Consider the following 19499-nt stretch of genomic DNA (forward strand, 5'->3'; position numbering starts at 1 on the left):
GGACGCGGTGACAGGAATTTCGATGACGATGCGTGGACGTGCGCGGTTCGCTGGCTGGTGGGGCGGGGCACTGCTGGTGCTGGCGCTATGGAGCGGGGTAGCTGCCTCGGGCTGGGCGCGCGGGACTGCCGATGCGCCTGCCGGCCCGCCGGTACCATTGCTGTGGAAGGTCGACGGCAAGGGCGGCACGCTCTACTTGCTGGGCTCGTTCCATGTGCTCAAGCCCAGCGACTACCCGCTGTCGCCGGACGTGATGCAGGCATTCGCCAAGGCCGAGCGCCTGGTGTTCGAGCTGCCGCCGGCCGATGCGCAATCGCCGGAGCTGGCCGGGCGCATGCTGCAGGTGGCGCGGCGTGCTGACGGGCGCACCCTGCAGGACACGCTGGATGCCAGGACCTGGCAGGCACTCAGTGCCTATGCGCGCAAGCACGGCATGTCGCTCGAGGCGCTGCAGTCGCTCAAGCCGTGGTTCGTGGCGCTGTCGATCAGCCTGGCCGAGATGGCACGCCAGGGCATGGACCCGAACGCGGGCCTGGACCATTACCTGATGCAGCAGGCGCAGTCCCGCGGCAAGCCGGCCGACGGGCTGGAACGCGCCGAGGAACAGCTCACCCTGCTCGACGGCATGACCCCCACCGAGCAGCACCAGTTGCTGGAAGAAGCGCTGGACGAAGCCGATACCACCGACCAGCTGCGCCAGCTGCATGCGGCCTGGCGCAACGGCGACGTGCAGACGCTGACCACGCAGATGGCCGAGGACATGCGCAGGCAGTATCCGGCGCTGTATCAGGACATCAACGTCGAGCGCAATGCGCGTTGGGTGCCGCGGTTGGAGAAGCAATTGGGCAAAGGCAGCGGAACCACGCTGGTGGTGGTCGGCGCCTTGCACCTGCTGGGCAATGATGGCGTGGTGGAGCGCTTGCGCGCCCGCGGCTACCACGTGGAGCGGATCTGCTCGGCCTGCGTTGCCCAGGCCGGCCGCTGACGGTTTGCGCGTAGAGCCGTCGGGCTCCACGCGCAACCGTCGATCACCCGCGGTTGCGGGCCTTGCCCGTGGTGCCGGTGTGGTTGCCCGAGGCGCCATGTGTGCCGGTGCCCATCGGGCCGCTGCCCATGCTGCCTGCGCCAGGCGGGCTCGGCGGCGTGCCAGGGCCACCCGGACGGCCGAAACCGGCGCCAAAGTTGCGCTGGAATTCCTGCCACAGCTCCAGGTTGCGCTCGGTCAGCTGGTTCATCATCGCCCACGGGGTCTGCCCGAGCAGGTTGCCCATCTGTTGGCGGAATTGCTGCTGCTGGTCCAGGAACACCTGCATGCTGCGCTCCAGGTAGTTGCCCATGAAGCCCTGCAGCGAATCCCCGTAGAAGCGGATGATCTGGCTGAGCAGCTGGGTGGAGAGCATGGGTTCGCCGTCCTGTTCCTGGTCGGCGATGATCTGCAGCAGGACCGCGCGGCTCAGATCTTCGCCACTCTTGGCGTCGCGGACTTCGAACTCTTCGCCATCGATGATCAGCTGGCGTACGTCTTCAATCGTGATGTAACTGGAAATCTCGGTGTCATAGAGACGGCGATTGGGATACTTTTTGATGATGCGAAGTCCGGCCATGGAACGTTCACTCACACTGATAGTGCGCGCAGGATGGCGCAGCGCAGCAGCGGTTGCAACAGCCAAACCGCCTTATTTGCTTAAGCGGACACATTAAAAATGTTGCGCAGCATGGTTTTTGGGTCAAATCCATGCTGCACCGCAAAGTTGCAGCAAACGTTACCAGCCCATGTGGTGGCCGCCGTTGATGTCCAGATTGGAGCCGGTGATCCAGGCGGCCTCTTCCGCGACCAGAAACGCCACGGCATAGGCGATCTCTTCCGGGCGGCCCAGCCGGCCGGTGGGGATGTCGGCCACGATCTTGGCGCGCACTTCCTCCGGCACCGCCATCACCATGTCGGTGGCGACGTAACCGGGCGAGACCGTGTTGACGGTGACCCCGAAGGCCGCGTTCTCGCGTGCCAGCGAAATGGTGAAGCCGTGCATGCCGGCCTTGGCCGCGGCGTAATTGGCCTGGCCGTACTGGCCCTTGAGTCCGTTGATGGAGCTGATCTGGATCACCCGGCCCCAACCGCGCTTGCGCATGCCCTCGATCACCGGGCGGGTGACGTTGAACACCGAGTTGAGGTTGGTGTTGATGACGTCGTGCCACTGTTCGGCGGTCATACGGTGGAAAGTGGTATCGCGGGTGATGCCGGCGTTGTTGACCAGGACCTCGATCGGCCCCAGCGCCGCTTCGACGTCTTCCACCAAGGCGCGCGCATGCTCGGACGAGGCCACATCGCCGCGGAACAAGGCCACCGCGTAGCCTTGCGCCTGCATGCGCTGCTGCCAGTCGCGGGCCTTTTCCTCGTTGCGGAAATTGCTGGCGACCCGATGGCCCTGATCGGCCAGGCGCTTGCAGATGGCGGTACCGATACCGCCGGTGCCGCCGGTGACCAATGCGACGCGAGATGTCATGACGACTCCAATGAGCAGGTAAGACTGGAGGCGATCAGGGCCGTGGCGCAGGCGCCGCGCCCGGATGCCGGTGCTGGGCCGCAATTCTAGTCACGCAGCGGGGGCGATGCGCGCATGGACAGGTCGAGCGTGGGTGTTGCCGGCAGCAGATCCGGCGAAAAATGCTGCATGGCCTGCTGCAGCAGCGTGTCCACGCCACCGTGCCGCGGCAGTGCAGCAGGCGGCTGTCCCAGCGCCTGCCAGGCGGCGCGCAGGGCCGGCAGCGGGTCGGCATCGTCCAGCGCGGGGGCAGCATGCGACTTGGACAGCTTGCGGCCCTCGGCATCCAGGATCAGCGGCAGGTGCAGATAGCGCGGCTGCGGCAGCCCCAGGGCGCGCTGCAGCACCAACTGGCGCGGGGTGGAATCGAGCAGGTCGGCGCCGCGCACCACATCGGTAACCGCCTGCGCCGCATCGTCCACGACCACGGCAAGCTGGTAGGCCCAGTAGCCGTCTGCCCGGCGCAGCACCACATCGCCCACCTCCGCATGGACGTCCTGCACCACATGCCCCCGCAACGCGTCGTCGAAGCCGACCGGCTGCTGCGGCGGCACCCGCAGACGTACCGCGCGGCGTGCGCCCAGGGGGGCGACACAGGCGTGGTGGATGCCGCCCATGCCGGCCAGATCGGCGCGGCTGCAGCTGCATTCGAACGCCAGCCCGGCGTCCAGCAGCGTGGTGAGTGCGGCGGTGTAATGCACGTCGCGATCGGATTGCCGGATCACCGGCAGGTCCGACATCAGGCCAAAGGCGGCCAGGGTGCGCAATTGGCGCTCGGACGCACCCGCTTCGGCGCGTGGGGGATCGATGTCTTCGATGCGCACGCACCACTGCCCACCGGCATGGCGGGCGAGCAGCCAGCTGCCGAAGGCGGCCAGCAGCGAGCCGAAGTGCAGCGGGCCGGTCGGGGAGGGCGCGAAGCGGCCGCGGTAGGAAGGTGAGGGCATGGACGGCTGAATCGTCGGTCAGGTGTGCGCTTGATTTCAAGCGGTGATGTCCGCAGATCCACAGCAGTTCATCCCATCCGAGTGGAGCCCGCGCGTCATGTTCAACCGCATTTTCCTGTTCCTTGCGACCAACCTGGCAGTGTTGATGCTCGCCAGCGTCGTGATGTCGGTGTTGGGCGTCAATTCTGCGCAGATGAGCGGTTTGCTGGTGATGGGCGCCATCTTCGGTTTTGGTGGGTCCTTGATCTCGCTGTTGCTGTCCAAGTTCATGGCCAAGCGCAGCACCGGCGCCCAGGTGATCACCGAGCCGCGCACGCCGACCGAGCGCTGGCTGGTCGAGACGGTACGGCGTCAGGCCCAGGCCGCCGGCATCGGCATGCCGGAAGTGGCGATCTACAACGCACCGGAGATCAATGCCTTCGCCACCGGGGCCAATCGCAACAACGCGCTGGTCGCCGTCTCGACCGGCCTGCTGCAGAACATGAGCCAGGACGAAGCCGAAGCCGTGCTCGGCCATGAGATCGCCCACGTGGCCAATGGCGACATGGTGACCATGGCCCTGCTGCAGGGCGTGCTGAACACCTTCGTGATTGTGCTGGCGCGCGTGGTTGGCGGTGTGATCGACAGCGCCTTGTCGGGCAACCGTGAGGGCGGCCGCGGTTTCGCTTACTACATCATCGTGTTCGCGCTGGAGATGGTGCTGGGGATGTTCGCCACCATGATCGCAATGTGGTTCTCGCGTCGCCGCGAGTTCCGCGCCGATGCCGGTGGCGCACAACTGGCCGGCCGCGGCAAGATGATCTCTGCCCTGGAACGCCTGTCGCTCAATCACGGGCAAAGCACCTTGCCTTCGCAGGTGCGGGCCTTCGGTATCTCCGGCGCGGTCGGCGACGGGTTGCGTCGTCTGTTCCTGAGCCATCCGCCGTTGACCGAGCGCATTGCGGCGCTGCGTGCGGCCAATGGCACGGCACTGTAACGGTTCCCGAGATCGCGGCTGCGTGTGATGCGGTAGGCGCCGCCGGGGTCAGTATCGATCATTGGTGCAACGGCCACATGGGCGCGCCACCCACGCTCAACGCAATAGCCGCCTGCTGCATCGTCTGGTCGCAAGCCCATCGACAGCGTATCGGCTTGAAGGAAACAAAAAACCCGCAAGGCGCGGGTTTTTTGTTTCCTGCGTTACCGGCTTTCGGTTGCCTCAGCCGAACTCGTAGTTCATCAACGGCCCGGTGGGCGCAACGAAATCGCCTTGCACATAGTCCACGCCCGCGCTGAAGAAGCTGCTCATCGACTGCGCATCGGCAACAAACTCGGCCACCGTCAAGATACCGGCCGGCTGCGCGCGCGAGGTGATTTCGCGAATCTTCTCCTGGCTTTCGCGGGCCGAGGCGACTTCGCCGGTGATGCCGCGGTCCAGCTTGAGGAAGGCCGGCTGGAAGTGTGCGAGCAGCTGGAACGAGTCCAGCCCCGAGCCGAATTGTTCCAGCCCGACCTTGCAACCCATCGCCGATACCGCCGCCAGAAATTGCTGGGCATTGCGCAGATGCGTGAACACCTTCGATTCCGGGGTCTGCAACCACAGCCGTTCACCCGGCACGCCGTATACCGCCAACTGCTCGCGGATCGTGTCGATCATCTGCGGATCGGAGAACGAGTTGGGCCCGATGCGCACCAGCAGGTGCGTCTTGTGGCCCGCACGCTGCCGCTCGCCGAGCTGACGGATCGCGCGCGCCACCACCCAGCGGTCGATCTCGGTGATCAGGTCGTGTTCTTCGGCGATCGCCATGAAGGCGTTCGGCGACATCATCTCCCCGTTGCGCTCCAGCCGCAGAAAGGCCTGGTACAGCTCCAATGGCTCGCCCTGCAGGTTGAGCACTGGTTGGTAGTGCAGCAGGAAGCCGTCGCCCACCAGCGCTTCGCGCAATTGTTCGACCCAGCGCGCGATGCGTTCTTCCTCGGCCCGGTCCGAGGCCGCCGGGTCGTAGATGCTGACCGCATTGCCGCCCAGCTCGGCGGTGGTGCGCACCGCCTCGGTGCCGCGATTGAGCACCTGGCCGATGCTGGCGATCTTTTCGCCGATCTGCACCCCGCCGATGCTCACGGTCACCGTGGCCGAGCGCGCGCCGACACTGAAGACATGTTGCGCAAACGCATCGCGCACGGCTTCGGCCGTGGCATGGGTGCGCGCGTAGTTGCCGTCCATCAACAGTGCGAAACTGTGCTCGCCGAAGCGTGCGGCCACCACGCTCTCATTTACCACGCCGGCCACATGTGCGGCCATCGCGGCGATCAGGGCATCGGCCGAGTCCAGTCCAATCTCGGGGAGGATGCGCGTGTAGTGGTCGGGCTCGATCAGCAGGAAGCCGGACTGGCCTTCGCTACGGCCGGCCTGTGCCACCGCCTGTTCCAGCGCCACCATGAAGGTGGGGCGGTTGAGCAGGCCGGTGACCTGGTCGCGCTGGCGCAGGTCTTCGACCTCGCGCGCCAGTTCCGGGTCGAATTCCTCGCGGCGGCGGAACACCACCTGGATGCAGGGCTCGCCTTCGTAGGTGGCGGTGGCAAATTCCATCGTCGCCGGGAAGGTGTCGCCTTCCAGTCGGCGTGCGTCGACCTTGTACTGCGCCGGCGGCGGCTCGCCCTTGGCCATCGCCTTCAGCAGCTGCTTGAAATCGTCGACGTATTGCGCGGCGATCATGTCCAGCAGCGAGACGCCCTCGACATCGTCGAACGACTCGAAGCCGAACATTTCCAGATACGCCTCATTGGCGCGGATATGCATGCCTTCGTGCACGTAGGCGATGGGGTCGCGCGAGGAAGCGATCAACGCATCGCAGCGGCGCTCGGTCTCGCGCATCTGCGCTTCGATACGGCGCAGGCCACGGCGTGCCTGCAGGTCGGCCCACTCCGAGCGCACCAGCGCCAGCAGATGCTCGGGACGATGACGCAAGGCGATGGCACGCACGCCATGGGAAGCCGCCTCGACAATGGCGTTCTCTTCGATCCGCTCGGCCAGCAGGATGACCGGAATGTCCTTGCCGCTGCCTGCAATCTGCGCCTGCAGCGCGCTCATCGGTACCTGCTGGGCCTGGCCCTGGATGGCCAGATCGATCTGGCCTGAGAGCATGCTGGCCAGCTCCTCCTGGGTCTGCGGCCGCGATGGACGCACTGCAATGCCGCCGTTGCGCAGCGCGGTGACGATGGTCTCGGCACTCTCCACGCTGTCGTCGACGATCATCAGGCGGAGGGTGAGATCTTTGCCTTTTTGCATGCGCGGCTCCCTAGAGACGGGCTTTAATACACGAAGGGGTTTGACACGTCCATGTGTGTGGATCATGCCGCATCCAGTGTGAGACGTGGCGCAAGGATTAGGCTGCCGGTGACCGCGCTGAGCAGGGTGATCGGCGCGCGATGCGTGGACGATTGCCGTCTCTGTCGTCGTCCCAGGCGAACCGATCTTGTGCTCGGTCGCCGATGCGGCATGCCTCGTCGTGGCGCTTACGCCACGCTTCCGGCGGCATGCCCGGATGCCCACGCCCACTGAAAGTTGTACCCGCCCAGCCAGCCGGTGACGTCCAGCACCTCGCCGACGAAGTACAGGCCAGCCACCAGCCGCGACTCCATGGTCGTACTGGAGACCTGATTTGTATCGACACCGCCGAGGGTGACTTCCGCGGTGCGGTAGCCCTCGGTTCCGCTGGCGATCAGTGGAAACGCACCGAGCAGATCGGCCGCGCTCTGCACCTGCGGCGGGTCCAGCTGCCGCACCGGCTTGTCCGGCAGCCAGACCTCGCACAGCCGCTGCGCGAAGCGCCGCGGCAGCACATCGCCCAGCACGTTGCGCAGTTCGGTGGCACCGCGTTGCTGCTTCTGCTCGCGCAGCCAGGCTGCCGCATCGTGGCCGGGTAGCAGGTCCAGGCGCAGGTCGTCGCCCGGTTGCCAATAAGAAGAGATCTGCAGGATCGCCGGCCCGCTCACGCCGCGATGGGTCAGTAGCATGAAATTGCGGAAACTGACGCCGTTGCAGTGCGCTTCCACCGGCAAGGCCAGCCCGGACAGGTCCTGCAGGCGTTGCTGGTGCTTGCCGCTCAAGGTGAGCGGTACCAGCCCGGCGCGGGTCGGCAGCAGCGTGTGACCGAACTGTTGGGCCATCGCATAGCCAAAACCGCTGGCGCCCATGCTGGGAATCGACAGCCCGCCGGTGGCGACGATCAGCGATTGCGCCTGTACGCGGCCGGTGCTGGTCTGCACGCTGAACCCATCGCTGCCGCGTTGCACCGATTGCACCTCGCATTGGGTGCGGATCTGCACCCCGGCCGCCTCGCACTCGTCCAGCAACAGGCGCACGATCTGCTTGGACGAGATGTCGCAGAACAGCTGGCCCAGCTCCTTCTCGTGGTACGCAATGCCATGGCGTTCGACCAGTTCCACGAAATCGCCTGGGCTGTAGCGTGCCAGGGCGGATTTGCAGAAATGCCGGTTGGCGGAGATGAAGTTGCCCGGCGTGGTGCCGGTGTTGGTGAAGTTGCAGCGCCCGCCGCCGGACATCAGGATCTTCTTGCCGACCTTGTTGGCATGGTCGATCACCAGCACCTGGCGGCCGCGGCGGCCGGCGGTGAAGGCGCTCATCAGGCCGGCGGCACCGGCGCCGATGACCAGTACGTCGCACCGCATGTTCATTCGGCCGGAGCTTGCCGCACCATCGGGGTCAGGGTGACGCTGCCATGGTCGGCCAGCATCTGCACTTCGCCGTCCTGGATGATCACGTCAAAGCGCATGCCGCGCTGGATCAACGCGCCCAGCGCCTCGGTGGCCTGCGATTCGAGCTCGATCACGCGCAGGTTGCGGTGCCTGCCCATGGCGTTGGCATGCTTTTTCCACCAGGTTTCGGTGGCCTGGCCGCCGTAGCCGATGACCACCACCTCGCGTGAGCGATTGCAGGCCTTGCGCACGCGGCTTTCGTCGGGCTGGCCGAGGTCGATCCACAGGTCGGGGTCGCCGGTGTAGTCGCGCCGCCACAGGTCCGGCTCGTCGTCATTGCTGAGGCCGCGGCCGAATTCCAGCCGGTCGTCGGCGAACAGCGCGAACGCCAGCAGCCGCACCATCAGCCGTTCATCGGTTTCGGAAGGGTGCTGGGCCAGGGTCAGCGAATGGTTGGCGTAATAGCCGCGATCCATGTCGCTGATCTGCAGTTCCGCCCTGCGGACGGTGGCGGTGAGAGCCATCAGGAAACCAGGTGCAAAGGGCGGCCATGATACGCCCGCGGGTTGGCGCGCGGACGCTAGCGTTGGGCGGGCTGCCGTGCCAGCCAGCGGTCGAGCTGTGCGGCAAAGGCCTGGCGGTCGCGTGCATGCAGCGCCGGTGGCCCGCCCGTGACCACGCCGGCTCCGCGCAATTCTTCCAGAAAGCCACGCGCCGACAGGGTTTCGGCAATAGTGTCCGGAGAAAAGGGCTCGCCACGCGGGCTGACTGCTGCCGTACCGCGCTCCAGCGCACGTGCCGCCAGTGGAATGTCCTGAGTCACCACCAGGTCGCCTGGCTGGACCCGGTCTGCAATGGCGTCGTCTGCCGCATCGGGTCCGCCGGGAACCTGCAGGGCCCGCACATGCGCCAGGGCCGGGGTGCGCAAGTGGTGATTGGCCACCAGGGTCAACGGGATGCCGGTGCGCTGGGCGGCGCGGAACAGGATGTCGCGGATGACGGCAGGGCAGGCGTCGGCATCCACCCAGATCTGCGCCGGGCTTGCCGGGTTGGGCGTATTCATCTGTGAAATCGGGAGGGAAATGGCCTGACAGGCGGTCGGAACATGCCCGACAGCAAAACTTTTGTCCGAAGGTGTCGCTTTTTACATAAAACACGAGTACTGTGCACCCACTGTGTTTGCAAGGGTCACCGTGAATCGTGGCCTGGTGTAGCTAGATCTCATTCGATCCCGCTCCATCGTTCCGCTTTACCAACGCCTGCAACTCAGTCTCAGCGCCGGTTTTTCGGTTGCTGCGATTTATCCATCTAAAAGTTCAGGAGTTAGTAAAATGTCAGATCGTCAGAACGGTGTCGTGAAGTGGTTCAATGATGCCAAGGGCTTCGGCTTCATCACCCCGGAAAGCGGCCCGGACCTGTTCGTGCACTTCCGTGCCATCCAGGGCACCGGCTTCAAGTCGCTGCAGGAAGGCCAGAAGGTTTCCTTCGTCGCCGTGCAGGGCCAGAAGGGCATGCAGGCTGACCAGGTGCAGGCGGTCTAATCCGTCTGCAACCGTAAGGTTGCCAAAAACGCCGGTCGCGCAAGCGCCCGGCGTTTTTTATTGCCTGTCGATCTGCTTCGGTGGGCGCGGCGTCCACGTGTCGCCTTGTCACTCCAGGCGCTGGCGAAGGCGCTGCGGCGGTGACGGCCGTCTTTGGCGGGGCGATGTGTTCAATTCTGCGCATGGCGCGTCGTGTCGGAGCCCACTTGTCCGGGCATGGTGCGTTGTGTCGGAGCAACTTGTCCGGCCACAAGCGGCGGGCAATGGGGGGCCGGCTCGTCCGGGCATCTGCTGGCGACGTGTTCAAGGCGTGTGCGTGCTCGGTGTGTGCGCAGCGACGACGCGAGGCTGGTTAGGATGGCGCTTTCCGTGTGCGGCCGCTGCCATGATCACTGTTCACCATCTCAATAACTCCCGTTCGCAGCGCGTCCTGTGGCTGCTTGAAGAGCTGGCGCTGCCTTACCAGATCGTGCGCCACGAGCGCGACCCCAAGACCATGCTGGCACCGGCGGCGCTGCGTGCGATCCATCCGCTTGGGAAATCACCGGTGATCGTGGATGGCGGGCTGACCGTCGCCGAGTCGGGCGCCATCCTCGACTATCTGACCGAGCGCTACGACACCGAATGCGCGTTGTCGCCCCCTGCGCGACCGATCGATTCGCCCGAACGGCAGCAATTCCGCTACTGGATGCATTACGCAGAAGGTTCGGCGATGCCGCCGTTGCTGATGACGTTGATCTTCGGCCGTATTCGCAGCGCGCCGATGCCGTTTTTCGCCAAACCCGTTGCGCGTGCGATCGTGGACAAGGCGATGTCGGGTTTTGTCGGCCCACAGGTCAAGTTGCATCTGGGCTGGATGGAGCAATCGCTGCAGGCCCACCAGTGGTTCGCTGGCGAGCGCTTTACCGCCGCCGACATCCAGATGAGTTTCCCGGTGCAGGCCGCAGCCGCACGTGGTGGTGGACTGGAGCCGCACCCGAAGCTGCGTGCCTTTCTGGAACGGATCCAGGCGCGGCCGGCCTATCAGGCTGCATTGAAGAAGGGCGGCCCGTACGAGCTGATGGGCAGCAAGTCGGCCGATTGACGCAGGGCTGGTGCTCGCCGGATAGCACCGCAGACGGCCAACGAGTAAGCGCCGTCTGGGCGTTGATCAGTGGCCAATCCTTGAGAAGGAGCGCTACTTGCGACGGGCGTCGATACGCTCGCCACAGGCGTCATGGCGCCTTGCAGGCGTGCGGAGCTTCCAGGGTCGTGCGGTACTGCCGATTCGGACCTGGGTGTTGATCAGGGATCACTCATTGATAAGGTGCGCCACTTGCGACAGGCGTGGGTGCGCTCGCCACGCGCGTCACGGCGCCTTGCAGGTGCGCAGGAACTCCAGGGTGTCGCGCAGCACTGCCGAGCGTTGCGGCGGTTTGCGCAGTGCCAGCACGATGCCCATATGGCCCATGCCCGGGTAGACCTTCATCTCGGCAAGGCCGCCCTTGCGCTGCAGCGCTTTCTGCAGCGAGCTGCTGTTTTCCAGCTCGACCACGCGGTCGGCGTCACCATGCAACAACAGCATCGGCGGTTCATCGCCGCCGACATATTCCACCGGCTGCGATTGCCGTTGCGCGGCCGGGGCATCGCCAAAGATCTCGATCAGCTCCGGATCGGTCATCGGCAGGAAGTCGTACGGCCCGGCCAATCCGACGACTCCGCACAACTGCCCTGGTTTGAGATCCTGCGCATGCAACCAGCGCGCATCGGTGCCCAATAACGCGGCCATGTGCGCCCCGGCCGAGTGGCCCATCACGGCCAGCCGCGTGGGATCGCCGCCATACGCCTGTGCATGCCGATAGCCCCAGGCGGTTGCGCCGGCGGCATCGGTCATGAAGCCCTGCAGGCCGACCTGCGGGTATTTGCGGTAATCGGCGACCATCGCCACCACGCCCTGGCGGGCCAGGGCGCGCCCCACCCAACGGTAGTTGGCGCGCGAGCCGCGCTTCCAGGTGCCGCCGTAGAAGAACACCACCACCGGTGCATTGACCGCGCCCTGCGGTTGGTAGACATCCAGCGCCAGGCCATGTGTGGTGTCGAAGACCTGGTTCGGGTGCTCGATGATGCCGTCGCGGCTGGAGGCGGCGTTGATGCCGCCGAAGAACACGCTGCTGCAGGCCGTCAGGGCCAACGAGCCAAGCAGCAGGATGGCGGGGCGAAACCAACGGAAGGCGCGAGAGGGCATGGGCGATGTCGTCAGGAAAACGGCGGAGGGAAGATCGGTGAGTTGGTGGATGGGGCGGGGTGCATCGGCGCGGCGGCCGCAAGGCCATGCGATTCGGTGGCGGCCCCGTTGTCTGGTGAGCCACTGCAGCGAAGTCGCCCATTAGCGACGATCGGTTGTCGCCGACATGTGCAGGACGAGCTCGCTGCTTCTCGCAATGCGAAGCAGCGCAGCTCCCCATTCCGCGCGGGCAGTGTCGCATTCACCCGGAGTGGCCTAGGCTTCCCGCATGACACAGTTGCAGTTCGATAATCGTATGCGCCGGGACTTGCCCGGCGATCCGGAGCAAGGGCCGCGCCGCCGCGAGGTGGCCGCAGCCTGGTCGTCGGTCCTGCCGACGCCGGTTGCGGCTCCGCGGGTGATCGCGCATTCGTCGGAAATGGCGCAGGCGCTGGGGCTGGATGCGGCCGAGATCGGCAGTGCGCAGTTTGCCGAGGTGTTCGGCGGTAATGCGCTGTACCCCGGCATGCAGCCCTGGGCGGTCAACTATGGCGGCCATCAGTTCGGGCACTGGGCCGGGCAACTGGGCGACGGCCGGGCGATTTCGCTGGGCGAAGCAATCGGTGTCGATGGCGGGCGCTACGAGCTGCAGCTCAAGGGCGCCGGCCCCACGCCGTATTCGCGTGGCGCCGATGGTCGCGCGGTGTTGCGCTCGTCGATCCGCGAATTCCTGTGCAGCGAGGCGATGCATCACCTGGGTGTGCCGACCACACGTGCATTGAGCCTGGTCGCCACCGGCGATGCCGTGGTGCGCGACATGTTTTACGACGGCCGCCCGCAACGCGAGCCGGGTGCGATCGTGTGTCGGGTGGCGCCCTCGTTCATTCGCTTCGGCAACTTCGAGTTGCCGAGTGCGCGTGGGGATCTGGCGCTGTTGCGGCAATGGGTGGAGTTCACCATTGCGCGCGATTTTCCTGTCCTGGCCGGGGCCGGCGAGACGCTGTACGCCGATTGGTTCGCGCAGATCTGCGAGCGCACCGCAGCGATGGTGGCGCACTGGATGCGGGTTGGTTTTGTGCATGGCGTGATGAATACCGACAACATGTCGATCCTGGGCCTGACCATCGATTACGGCCCTTACGGCTGGATCGACGACTACGACCCGGACTGGACGCCCAATACCACCGACGCGCAGGGGCGTCGGTATCGCTTCGGCACCCAGTCGCAGGTGGCGTACTGGAATCTGGGGCGGCTGGCGCAGGCACTGGCGCCGCTGTTTGCCGATGCCGCAGCGCTGCAGCAGGGGTTGGACCGGTTCCGCGACACCTATCTGGCCTGCGACCGCCGCGATACCGCTGCCAAACTCGGGCTGGCCGAGTGCCGCGACGAGGATCTGGCGCTGATCGATGCGTTGCGTGCGCTGATGCGGCAGGGCCAGATGGACATGACGCTGACCTTCCGCGGCCTGATTGATGTGTCCGCCGAGCATCCCGATCCCGAACTGCTGCGCGACGCGTTCTACGACCACGACCAACGCCAGGCGGCGCTGGGGCCGTTGCAGGAATGGCTGCAGCGTTACGCCGCGCGGCTGCGCCAGGATCCGCTGGGCCCGGAGCAGCGGCGGGCGCGCATGCGCCAGGCCAATCCGCGCTACGTCCTGCGCAATTATCTAGCGCAGCAGGCCATCGACCGGGCCGAGCAGGGCGATCCGGCGGGTGTGCAGGAGCTGCTGGAGGTCATGCGCCGGCCCTATGACGATCAGCCAGGCCGCGAGGCATTCGCTGCACGGCGCCCGGAGTGGGCACGCGATCGCGCCGGGTGTTCGATGCTGTCGTGCAGTTCCTGACGCGCTTAGATTCAGGTATGCCGTAAAGGCGGCGTCAACGGCGTGCACCAACTAGAATAGGGGCGTCCCCACTGGCCATGACGCCACTACCACCATGACTGATTGCAGCCGCTGCGCCGGCACTCACCCTTCCGGCCCCAATCACTGGGCAGGCCGGATCCGCGACATCGCCGACTTTCCCAAGCCGGGTATCGTCTTCAAGGACATCACCCCGCTGTTGTCGGACGGTCCGGACTTCGCCTCGGCGCTGGACGAGCTGGCGCAGCCCTGGCGCACCACGCCGCTGGATGCGGTGCTGGGGATCGAGGCGCGCGGCTTCATTCTTGGTGCCGCGCTGGCGCGCGAACTGCGCACCGGCTTTGTGCCGGTCCGCAAGCCGGGCAAGCTGCCCGGGCGTACGCTGGTCCAGGAGTACGCGCTGGAATACGGCACCGACCGCATCGAAATGCACGAAGACGCGCTGCCGCGCGGCGCACGCGTGCTGATCGTCGACGACGTGCTGGCCACCGGCGGCACGTTGCGTGCTGCGCTGAGCCTGGCCGCACAGCTGGAGCTGGAAGTGGTCGGCGCGGCGGTGCTGGTCGAACTATTGGCGCTGCAGGGCCGTGAGAAGTGGGCCAATGACGTGCCGTTGCTGGCTACGTTGAGCTATTGATCCAGGCAGCTTGCCGATCAGGTTTTTTTTGAAAACAGGATGCGCAAGCGTGCGCATCCCTGTGGAGCGTGCGGCGGGCGCTATCGCCGCCGCCCGATCGGTTGGTCGGCAGGGTCGCTGCCGCGCGTTGATTACAGCTTGCTGACCCGAAACCGGCGGCCCTTGATCTTGCCTGCGTGCAGGTGCGCCAGGGCCTTGGCGACCTGCGCGCGCGCGATGGCGACATAGGAGCGGGTGGGGTAGATCGCGATCTTGCCGATCGCCGCGCCAGAGAGTCCGGCTTCGCCGGTCAATGCGCCCAGGATGTCGCCGGCACGCAGTTTGTCGGTCTTGCCGCCGTCGATGCGCAAGGTGGTCATCGCCGCCTGCGGCAGCTGCGCCGGGCGGGCGGTGGCCAACGGCGCGCGCGACCACTTCAGCGGCTGGCCCTGTTCTGCCTCCAATGCCTGCGCCCGCGCCGCTTCGCGCGGTGCCACCAGGCTCAGCGCCAGGCCATGCTTGCCGGCGCGCGCGGTGCGGCCGATACGGTGGCGGTAGGTTTCGGTATCGGTGGGCAGCTCGTAGTTGACCACCGCCGACAGATCTTCCACGTCCAGCCCGCGGGCGGCCACGTCGCTGGCCACCAGCACGTTGCAGCTGCGGTTGACGAACCGCACCAGCACTTCATCGCGGTCGCGCTGCTCCATGTCGCCGTGCAGGGCGAGCGCGGAGAAGCCGAACTCCTGCAGCGAGCCGGCCACCTCGTCGACTTCCTTGCGGGTATTGCAGAACACCACGCTGGATTCGGGATTGAAGCGCAGCAGCAGGCCGGCCACGGCCTTCTGCCGGTAGGTCGGGTCGACCTCGAAGAACTGTTGGTCGATTTCCGGCGCGTTGTCGGCGCCTTCGACGGTGATTTCGACCGGGTCCTTGAGGATCTCGCGCGCCAGGGTGCGGATGATGTCCGGGAAGGTGGCCGAGAACAGCAGGCTCTGGCGGTGCTTGTCGCAGCGGCTGGCGATCTCGCGGATGGGTTCTTCGAAGCCCATGTCGAGCATGCGGTCGGCCTCGTCCAGCACCAGCGTGCGCACGCCGCCCAGATGCAGGGCGCGCTTGCGGGCCAGTTCCTGGATGCGGCCGGGCGTGCCCACCACCACCTGCGGGTCGTGCGCTTCCAGCGAGGCCAGTTGCGGTCCCAGCGGCATGCCGCCGGTCAGCACTACCAGCTTCATGTTGGGGATGCCGGTGGCCAGCTTGCGCAGTTGCTTGCCGACCTGGTCGGCCAGTTCGCGCGTGGGGCATAGCACCAGCGCCTGCGCGCGGGTCAGCGCGGGGTCGAGCTTCTGCAGCAGGCCCAGCCCGAACGCGGCGGTCTTGCCGCTACCGGTCGGCGCCTGGGCGATGACGTCCAGCCCCTGCAGGATTGGCGGCAGACTCTGCGCCTGGATGGGAGTAAGGACGGTGTAGCCAAGGGCGTCGATGCCGGGGGCCAGGGCCGGCGACAGCGGCAGCGCGGAGAATTCGTTCATGGCGCATTTTAGCGGGAATCGGGAGTGGGGAATCGGGAATCGCAACGGCGAGGGCTTTTTTCCATTCCCGATTCACCATTCCCGATTCCCGTACAATTGCGCCATGCCTTTAATCACTCTGCAAAGCGTCGACTACAGCGTCGGCGGCCCCCTGTTGCTGGAAAAAACCGACCTCACGATCGAGCCGGGCGAGCGTATCGCCCTGATCGGTCGCAACGGCGCCGGCAAATCGACCTTGATGAAACTGATCGCCGGCGAGCTCAGGCCCGACGACGGCGAAGTGCGCGTGCAGCAGGGTGTGCGCATTGCACGGCTGGAGCAGGAGGTGCCGCAGGGCACCGGCGGCAGCGTGTTCGATGTGGTGGCCGATGGGCTGGGCGAGTTGGGCCACTGGCTGGCCGAGTTCCACCAGCTCAGCCATGCCGAGGTGTTCGACGCCGAGGCGTTCGGCAAGGTGCAGGCCAAGATCGACGCGGCCGAGGGCTGGGCGCTGGACCAGCGCGTCAGCGAGACGCTGACCAAGCTGGAACTGGATGGCGATGCGCAGTTCGCGCGGCTGTCCGGCGGCATGAAGCGCCGCGTGCTGCTGGCGCGTTCGCTGGTGTCCTCGCCGGATGTGCTGCTGCTGGACGAGCCGACCAACCATCTGGACATCGAAGCCATCGACTGGCTCGAGACCTTCCTGAAGGGCTGGAACGGCAGCGTGCTGTTCGTCACCCATGACCGGCGCTTTTTGCGTGCGCTGGCAACGCGCATCGTCGAGATCGATCGTGGTCAGGTCACCAGCTGGCCGGGCGACTGGGCCAATTACGAGCGCCGCCGCGAAGAGCGACTCAATGCGCAGGCGCAGGAGAATGCGCGCTTCGACAAGTTGCTGGCGCAGGAAGAAGTCTGGATCCGTCAGGGCATCAAGGCGCGGCGTACCCGCGACGAAGGCCGCGTGCGGCGCCTGGAATCGATGCGCAACGAGCGCGTGCAGCGACGCGAGCTCACCGGCAATGTGCGCATGGAAGTCTCGCAGGGCGAGTCGTCCGGCAAGAAGGTGATCGAGGCCAAGGAGGTCGGCTTCGCGTTCGGTGCGCGCACGATGGTCAAGGATTTTTCCACCATCATCCAGCGCGGCGACCGCATCGGCCTGATCGGCCCGAACGGCAGCGGCAAGACCACCTTGCTCAAGTTGCTGCTGGGCGATCTGCAGGCGCAAGAAGGCGAAATCCGCATCGGCACCAATCTGCAAATTGCCTACTTCGATCAGTACCGCTCGACCCTGCGCGAAGACTGGAGCGCCATCGAAAACGTGGCCGAGGGCCGTGATTTCCTGGAGATCAACGGCAAGCGCAAACATGTGCATGCGTATCTGCAGGACTTTTTGTTCACTCCCGAGCGTGCACGCGCGCCGATCACCCGGCTGTCCGGTGGCGAGCGCAATCGCCTGCTGTTGGCAAGGCTGTTCGCGCAGCCGTCCAACCTGCTGGTGATGGACGAACCGACCAACGATCTGGACGTGGAAACCCTGGAGCTGCTGGAAGAATTGCTCGGCGAATACAGTGGCACGCTGCTGCTGGTCAGCCATGACCGCGACTTCCTCGACAACGTGGTGACCTCCACGCTGGTGATGGAAGGCGATGGCCTGATCGGCGATTACGTCGGCGGCTACAGCGATTCGCTGCGCCAGCGGCGCAGCCCGGCGACCAGCGCGATGGCAGTGGCCAAGGCCTCGGCCACCGCGGCTGCGACCACGCCAGCGGCGCCTGCTGCGGCAGCTGCAGATGCTGCGCCCAAGCGCAAGCTCAGCTACAAGGATGCGCGCGAGCTGGAGCAGTTGCCGGCGTTGATCGACAGCCTGGAGCAACAGGTCGCAGCGCTCACCAATGCGATGAACGACCCGGCCTTCTATCAGCGCGACAGTGCGGCGATGGCCGCGCATACCGCCGCGCTGGGCGATGCACAGGCGCAGCTGGATGCGGCGTTCGCGCGCTGGAGCGAGCTGGATAGTTGATAGCTCAACTGGCGTGCGCCTGCGTGCCGGTCTCTTTTGGTTTTTAGGCGCGGCAAGCAAGCATCGCGAGCTGATAGATGACTTGTAGAGCGGCTGATCTGCGGCTTGGTTGCAGGGTCCTTGCCCGCCTACCATCGCAGGGCACGCCGCAAGTCCGTCCGTGTAGGCTCTTACGCGGCATCCATGCCGCATGAGGTCCCGCGACGTTAGGCGGGCAAGGGCCAGTAGAGATGGTCGGTGTGCATTGTTTTCAACAAAGCGGCCAGTAATCTTTCTGGTGCGGTGTCCTCACCGATTGCGGGACCGTGTGGCGGCATGGATGCGGCCACCGAGCCTCCACGGACGGATTCACGGCGTGTCCCGCGAGCGGTGAGGGCGCCGCGCACTCGACTCACCACGCTTTTGATCGCATCTAAGTGTCGCTCGTCAAAAGGCGCGCGTGGCCAAGACGTTACCGCCATCGCTGCAGCGTTGGAGAGGGTTTGTTAGCCGCTCTCAGTCGCAAGCACTCGCAGGCGCCACAAATGCTGCAAATGGGATGCCGCGCGCGGCCCAGGCAGAGGACGCTTCATCGAGAATATCCAGCAAGGTGTTGCGATCGTTCGGTGCAGTGCGCGCGAGTGCGTCTGCGCCGTTGATCAACAGCGCATAGCCCTGTGATGCGGGCAGCCAGGCCAGGTCGCGCAAGGCATCGGAGAGCGCGTCCCAGTTGCGACCGAAGCTGGCCGGGAAGTCCAGTTGGGTGGCCAGGCGCATCAGCAACATGTGTTTGTCGCTGCAGCTGGCCAGATCCACACGCATGATACGTAGGCCCGCGTCGCGGGCGAGCGCTGCCATGGTGTCCAGGTCGTCGGTCTCGGCTTGATACACACCCGATTGCTGCGGGTCGGAAAGATCCAGTGCAAAATCGCCCGCGCTCATGGCGCCTGCTCCGGGGTCGGGCCCTGGAAGGATTTGAAGGTCTGGTAGTGGTCGTCGCTGTAGTACCAGGTCTGCGGAGGTGTGCCGCCGGTGACGATACGGCGCGCGCCGCGGTCTGCGCTGCCCGGCGTGTCCACCGTGTATTCGCGGTAATAGCCGCGCGGGCGGTCGGGCAGGCGATGTTCGCGATTGCCGAACACGCTGCCGTCCTGTGGATACGGGTATGGACCGCCGCGCTGGATCAGCACGATGGTGGCCATGGCTTCGATCGGCAGAAACGCGGGCAGGCGCGGCACCTGCCGTGCGGCCACCGGCGCGGCGATCGGCGCATTGAGTGAAGGCGCGAACTGCGGCTTGGGCGTCTGTAGCGCACGCATGCCCCACAGCCCGGCCACGAGCAGCACGATGGCGACGATCAGCAAAGCGGGCTTGCGCATGAAGACAATCCGGAGGCGACGATATGTGCGGCAGAACAAGTATGCCGGTGCGCGACTGTGTCGACTTTGAATGCATCGCCGCGCTGGTCCGGTTCACGCGCAAGTAACCGGGGCATGGTGCAAGGTGTGCAGCCAAGACGGCGCGGCACGCGATGGGATGAAGTTTCCCTGCCTGCACCCTTGGTAAGCGCCGCTGCCGTC

At 65.8% G+C, this 19499-nt stretch carries 18 protein-coding genes; 7 read left to right on the forward strand and 11 right to left on the reverse strand.

Annotation, left to right across the window (positions count from 1 at the left end):
- Window positions 1-22 precede the first annotated feature (22 nt).
- Window positions 23-985 (forward strand): TraB/GumN family protein, encoded by a 963-nt coding sequence (locus tag A7D17_RS19650; RefSeq protein WP_064510645.1) that lies wholly within the window; start codon window positions 23-25, stop codon window positions 983-985.
- 43 nt (window positions 986-1028) lie between these two features.
- Here A7D17_RS19650 and phaR read toward each other — a convergent pair whose 3' ends face one another.
- The 3 genes from phaR to gluQRS all read right to left on the reverse strand — a co-directional run bounded on the left by phaR (window position 1029) and on the right by gluQRS (window position 3490).
- The gene (gene phaR / locus A7D17_RS19655) at window positions 1029-1604 is read right to left on the reverse strand and encodes a polyhydroxyalkanoate synthesis repressor PhaR (protein ID WP_064510646.1); all 576 of its coding nucleotides are present in this window, start codon (window positions 1602-1604) and stop codon (window positions 1029-1031) included.
- A gap of 159 nt (window positions 1605-1763) precedes the next feature.
- Window positions 1764-2504 carry a beta-ketoacyl-ACP reductase gene (phbB, locus tag A7D17_RS19660; protein WP_064510647.1) on the reverse strand — a complete coding sequence of 247 codons (741 nt, stop codon included), beginning with the start codon at window positions 2502-2504 and terminating at the stop codon, window positions 1764-1766.
- A gap of 86 nt (window positions 2505-2590) precedes the next feature.
- On the reverse strand, window positions 2591-3490 hold the full coding sequence (gene gluQRS / locus A7D17_RS19665) for a tRNA glutamyl-Q(34) synthetase GluQRS (protein WP_064510648.1): 900 nt from the start codon (window positions 3488-3490) through the stop codon (window positions 2591-2593).
- Between the two features lie 97 nt (window positions 3491-3587).
- Between gluQRS and htpX the strand changes: the two genes are divergently transcribed.
- Complete coding sequence (gene htpX / locus A7D17_RS19670) at window positions 3588-4466, forward strand: protease HtpX (RefSeq protein ID WP_064510758.1); 879 nt, start codon at window positions 3588-3590, stop codon at window positions 4464-4466.
- Window positions 4467-4688: 222 nt separating this feature from the next.
- Here htpX and A7D17_RS19675 read toward each other — a convergent pair whose 3' ends face one another.
- The 4 genes from A7D17_RS19675 to A7D17_RS19690 form a co-directional block, all read right to left on the reverse strand.
- Window positions 4689-6758 (reverse strand): EAL domain-containing response regulator, encoded by a 2070-nt coding sequence (locus A7D17_RS19675; protein ID WP_064510649.1) that lies wholly within the window; start codon window positions 6756-6758, stop codon window positions 4689-4691.
- 227 nt (window positions 6759-6985) lie between these two features.
- The gene (locus tag A7D17_RS19680) at window positions 6986-8167 is read right to left on the reverse strand and encodes a BaiN/RdsA family NAD(P)/FAD-dependent oxidoreductase (RefSeq protein WP_064510650.1); all 1182 of its coding nucleotides are present in this window, start codon (window positions 8165-8167) and stop codon (window positions 6986-6988) included.
- Entirely contained in the window at window positions 8164-8712 is a 549-nt protein-coding gene (locus A7D17_RS19685) for a YaeQ family protein (RefSeq protein ID WP_064510651.1), read from the reverse strand. The genes A7D17_RS19680 and A7D17_RS19685 overlap by 4 nt, the downstream gene beginning before the upstream one ends.
- A 56-nt stretch (window positions 8713-8768) precedes the next feature.
- On the reverse strand, window positions 8769-9251 hold the full coding sequence (locus A7D17_RS19690) for a YaiI/YqxD family protein (protein ID WP_064510652.1): 483 nt from the start codon (window positions 9249-9251) through the stop codon (window positions 8769-8771).
- Between the two features lie 268 nt (window positions 9252-9519).
- On the opposite strand from A7D17_RS19690, the gene A7D17_RS19695 reads away from it, so the two are divergent.
- Together A7D17_RS19695 and A7D17_RS19700 are read left to right on the forward strand one after the other, a co-directional pair.
- Window positions 9520-9729, forward strand: a complete 210-nt coding sequence (locus tag A7D17_RS19695; protein ID WP_011037431.1) for a cold-shock protein — start codon at window positions 9520-9522, stop codon at window positions 9727-9729.
- Window positions 9730-10114: 385 nt separating this feature from the next.
- Window positions 10115-10813 (forward strand): glutathione S-transferase family protein, encoded by a 699-nt coding sequence (locus A7D17_RS19700; RefSeq protein WP_064510653.1) that lies wholly within the window; start codon window positions 10115-10117, stop codon window positions 10811-10813.
- A 264-nt stretch (window positions 10814-11077) separates the two neighbouring features.
- On the opposite strand, the gene A7D17_RS19705 is transcribed toward A7D17_RS19700, so the two are convergent.
- The gene (locus tag A7D17_RS19705; RefSeq protein ID WP_064510654.1) at window positions 11078-11953 is read right to left on the reverse strand and encodes an alpha/beta hydrolase; all 876 of its coding nucleotides are present in this window, start codon (window positions 11951-11953) and stop codon (window positions 11078-11080) included.
- Between the two features lie 268 nt (window positions 11954-12221).
- Between A7D17_RS19705 and A7D17_RS19710 the strand changes: the two genes are divergently transcribed.
- Both A7D17_RS19710 and A7D17_RS19715 read left to right on the forward strand, forming a co-directional pair.
- Window positions 12222-13778: a protein adenylyltransferase SelO gene (locus tag A7D17_RS19710; RefSeq protein WP_064510655.1), complete on the forward strand. Its 1557-nt coding sequence runs from the start codon at window positions 12222-12224 to the stop codon at window positions 13776-13778.
- 94 nt (window positions 13779-13872) lie between these two features.
- Window positions 13873-14433 carry an adenine phosphoribosyltransferase gene (locus tag A7D17_RS19715; protein ID WP_064510656.1) on the forward strand — a complete coding sequence of 187 codons (561 nt, stop codon included), beginning with the start codon at window positions 13873-13875 and terminating at the stop codon, window positions 14431-14433.
- Window positions 14434-14564: 131 nt separating this feature from the next.
- On the opposite strand, the gene dbpA is transcribed toward A7D17_RS19715, so the two are convergent.
- Complete coding sequence (dbpA, locus tag A7D17_RS19720) at window positions 14565-15941, reverse strand: ATP-dependent RNA helicase DbpA (RefSeq protein WP_064510657.1); 1377 nt, start codon at window positions 15939-15941, stop codon at window positions 14565-14567.
- Between the two features lie 103 nt (window positions 15942-16044).
- Here dbpA and A7D17_RS19725 point away from each other — a divergent pair, with 103 nt between their 5' ends.
- Complete coding sequence (locus tag A7D17_RS19725; RefSeq protein ID WP_064510658.1) at window positions 16045-17940, forward strand: ATP-binding cassette domain-containing protein; 1896 nt, start codon at window positions 16045-16047, stop codon at window positions 17938-17940.
- Between the two features lie 495 nt (window positions 17941-18435).
- On the opposite strand, the gene A7D17_RS19730 is transcribed toward A7D17_RS19725, so the two are convergent.
- The gene (locus tag A7D17_RS19730; RefSeq protein WP_064510659.1) at window positions 18436-18861 is read right to left on the reverse strand and encodes a barstar family protein; all 426 of its coding nucleotides are present in this window, start codon (window positions 18859-18861) and stop codon (window positions 18436-18438) included.
- Window positions 18858-19298 (reverse strand): ribonuclease, encoded by a 441-nt coding sequence (locus tag A7D17_RS19735; RefSeq protein WP_064510660.1) that lies wholly within the window; start codon window positions 19296-19298, stop codon window positions 18858-18860. The genes A7D17_RS19730 and A7D17_RS19735 overlap by 4 nt, the downstream gene beginning before the upstream one ends.
- Window positions 19299-19499 lie beyond the last annotated feature (201 nt).

The organism is Xanthomonas floridensis, assembly GCF_001642575.1.
In the GTDB taxonomy this organism is placed as follows: Bacteria; Pseudomonadota; Gammaproteobacteria; order Xanthomonadales; family Xanthomonadaceae; genus Xanthomonas; species Xanthomonas floridensis.

Coding starts and splice junctions, on each gene's coding strand:
- phbB (WP_064510647.1), bottom strand. CDS start 2,504: ATGACATCTCGCGTCGCATTGGTCACCGGCGGCACCGGCGGTATCGGT.
- A7D17_RS19735 (WP_064510660.1), bottom strand. CDS start 19,298: ATGCGCAAGCCCGCTTTGCTGATCGTCGCCATCGTGCTGCTCGTGGCC.
- dbpA (WP_064510657.1), bottom strand. CDS start 15,941: ATGAACGAATTCTCCGCGCTGCCGCTGTCGCCGGCCCTGGCCCCCGGC.
- A7D17_RS19705 (WP_064510654.1), bottom strand. CDS start 11,953: ATGCCCTCTCGCGCCTTCCGTTGGTTTCGCCCCGCCATCCTGCTGCTT.
- A7D17_RS19685 (WP_064510651.1), bottom strand. CDS start 8,712: ATGGCTCTCACCGCCACCGTCCGCAGGGCGGAACTGCAGATCAGCGAC.
- A7D17_RS19650 (WP_064510645.1), top strand. CDS start 23: ATGACGATGCGTGGACGTGCGCGGTTCGCTGGCTGGTGGGGCGGGGCA.
- A7D17_RS19710 (WP_064510655.1), top strand. CDS start 12,222: ATGACACAGTTGCAGTTCGATAATCGTATGCGCCGGGACTTGCCCGGC.
- A7D17_RS19700 (WP_064510653.1), top strand. CDS start 10,115: ATGATCACTGTTCACCATCTCAATAACTCCCGTTCGCAGCGCGTCCTG.
- A7D17_RS19695 (WP_011037431.1), top strand. CDS start 9,520: ATGTCAGATCGTCAGAACGGTGTCGTGAAGTGGTTCAATGATGCCAAG.
- A7D17_RS19680 (WP_064510650.1), bottom strand. CDS start 8,167: ATGAACATGCGGTGCGACGTACTGGTCATCGGCGCCGGTGCCGCCGGC.
- A7D17_RS19675 (WP_064510649.1), bottom strand. CDS start 6,758: ATGCAAAAAGGCAAAGATCTCACCCTCCGCCTGATGATCGTCGACGAC.
- gluQRS (WP_064510648.1), bottom strand. CDS start 3,490: ATGCCCTCACCTTCCTACCGCGGCCGCTTCGCGCCCTCCCCGACCGGC.
- A7D17_RS19690 (WP_064510652.1), bottom strand. CDS start 9,251: ATGAATACGCCCAACCCGGCAAGCCCGGCGCAGATCTGGGTGGATGCC.
- A7D17_RS19715 (WP_064510656.1), top strand. CDS start 13,873: ATGACTGATTGCAGCCGCTGCGCCGGCACTCACCCTTCCGGCCCCAAT.
- A7D17_RS19725 (WP_064510658.1), top strand. CDS start 16,045: ATGCCTTTAATCACTCTGCAAAGCGTCGACTACAGCGTCGGCGGCCCC.
- htpX (WP_064510758.1), top strand. CDS start 3,588: ATGTTCAACCGCATTTTCCTGTTCCTTGCGACCAACCTGGCAGTGTTG.
- phaR (WP_064510646.1), bottom strand. CDS start 1,604: ATGGCCGGACTTCGCATCATCAAAAAGTATCCCAATCGCCGTCTCTAT.
- A7D17_RS19730 (WP_064510659.1), bottom strand. CDS start 18,861: ATGAGCGCGGGCGATTTTGCACTGGATCTTTCCGACCCGCAGCAATCG.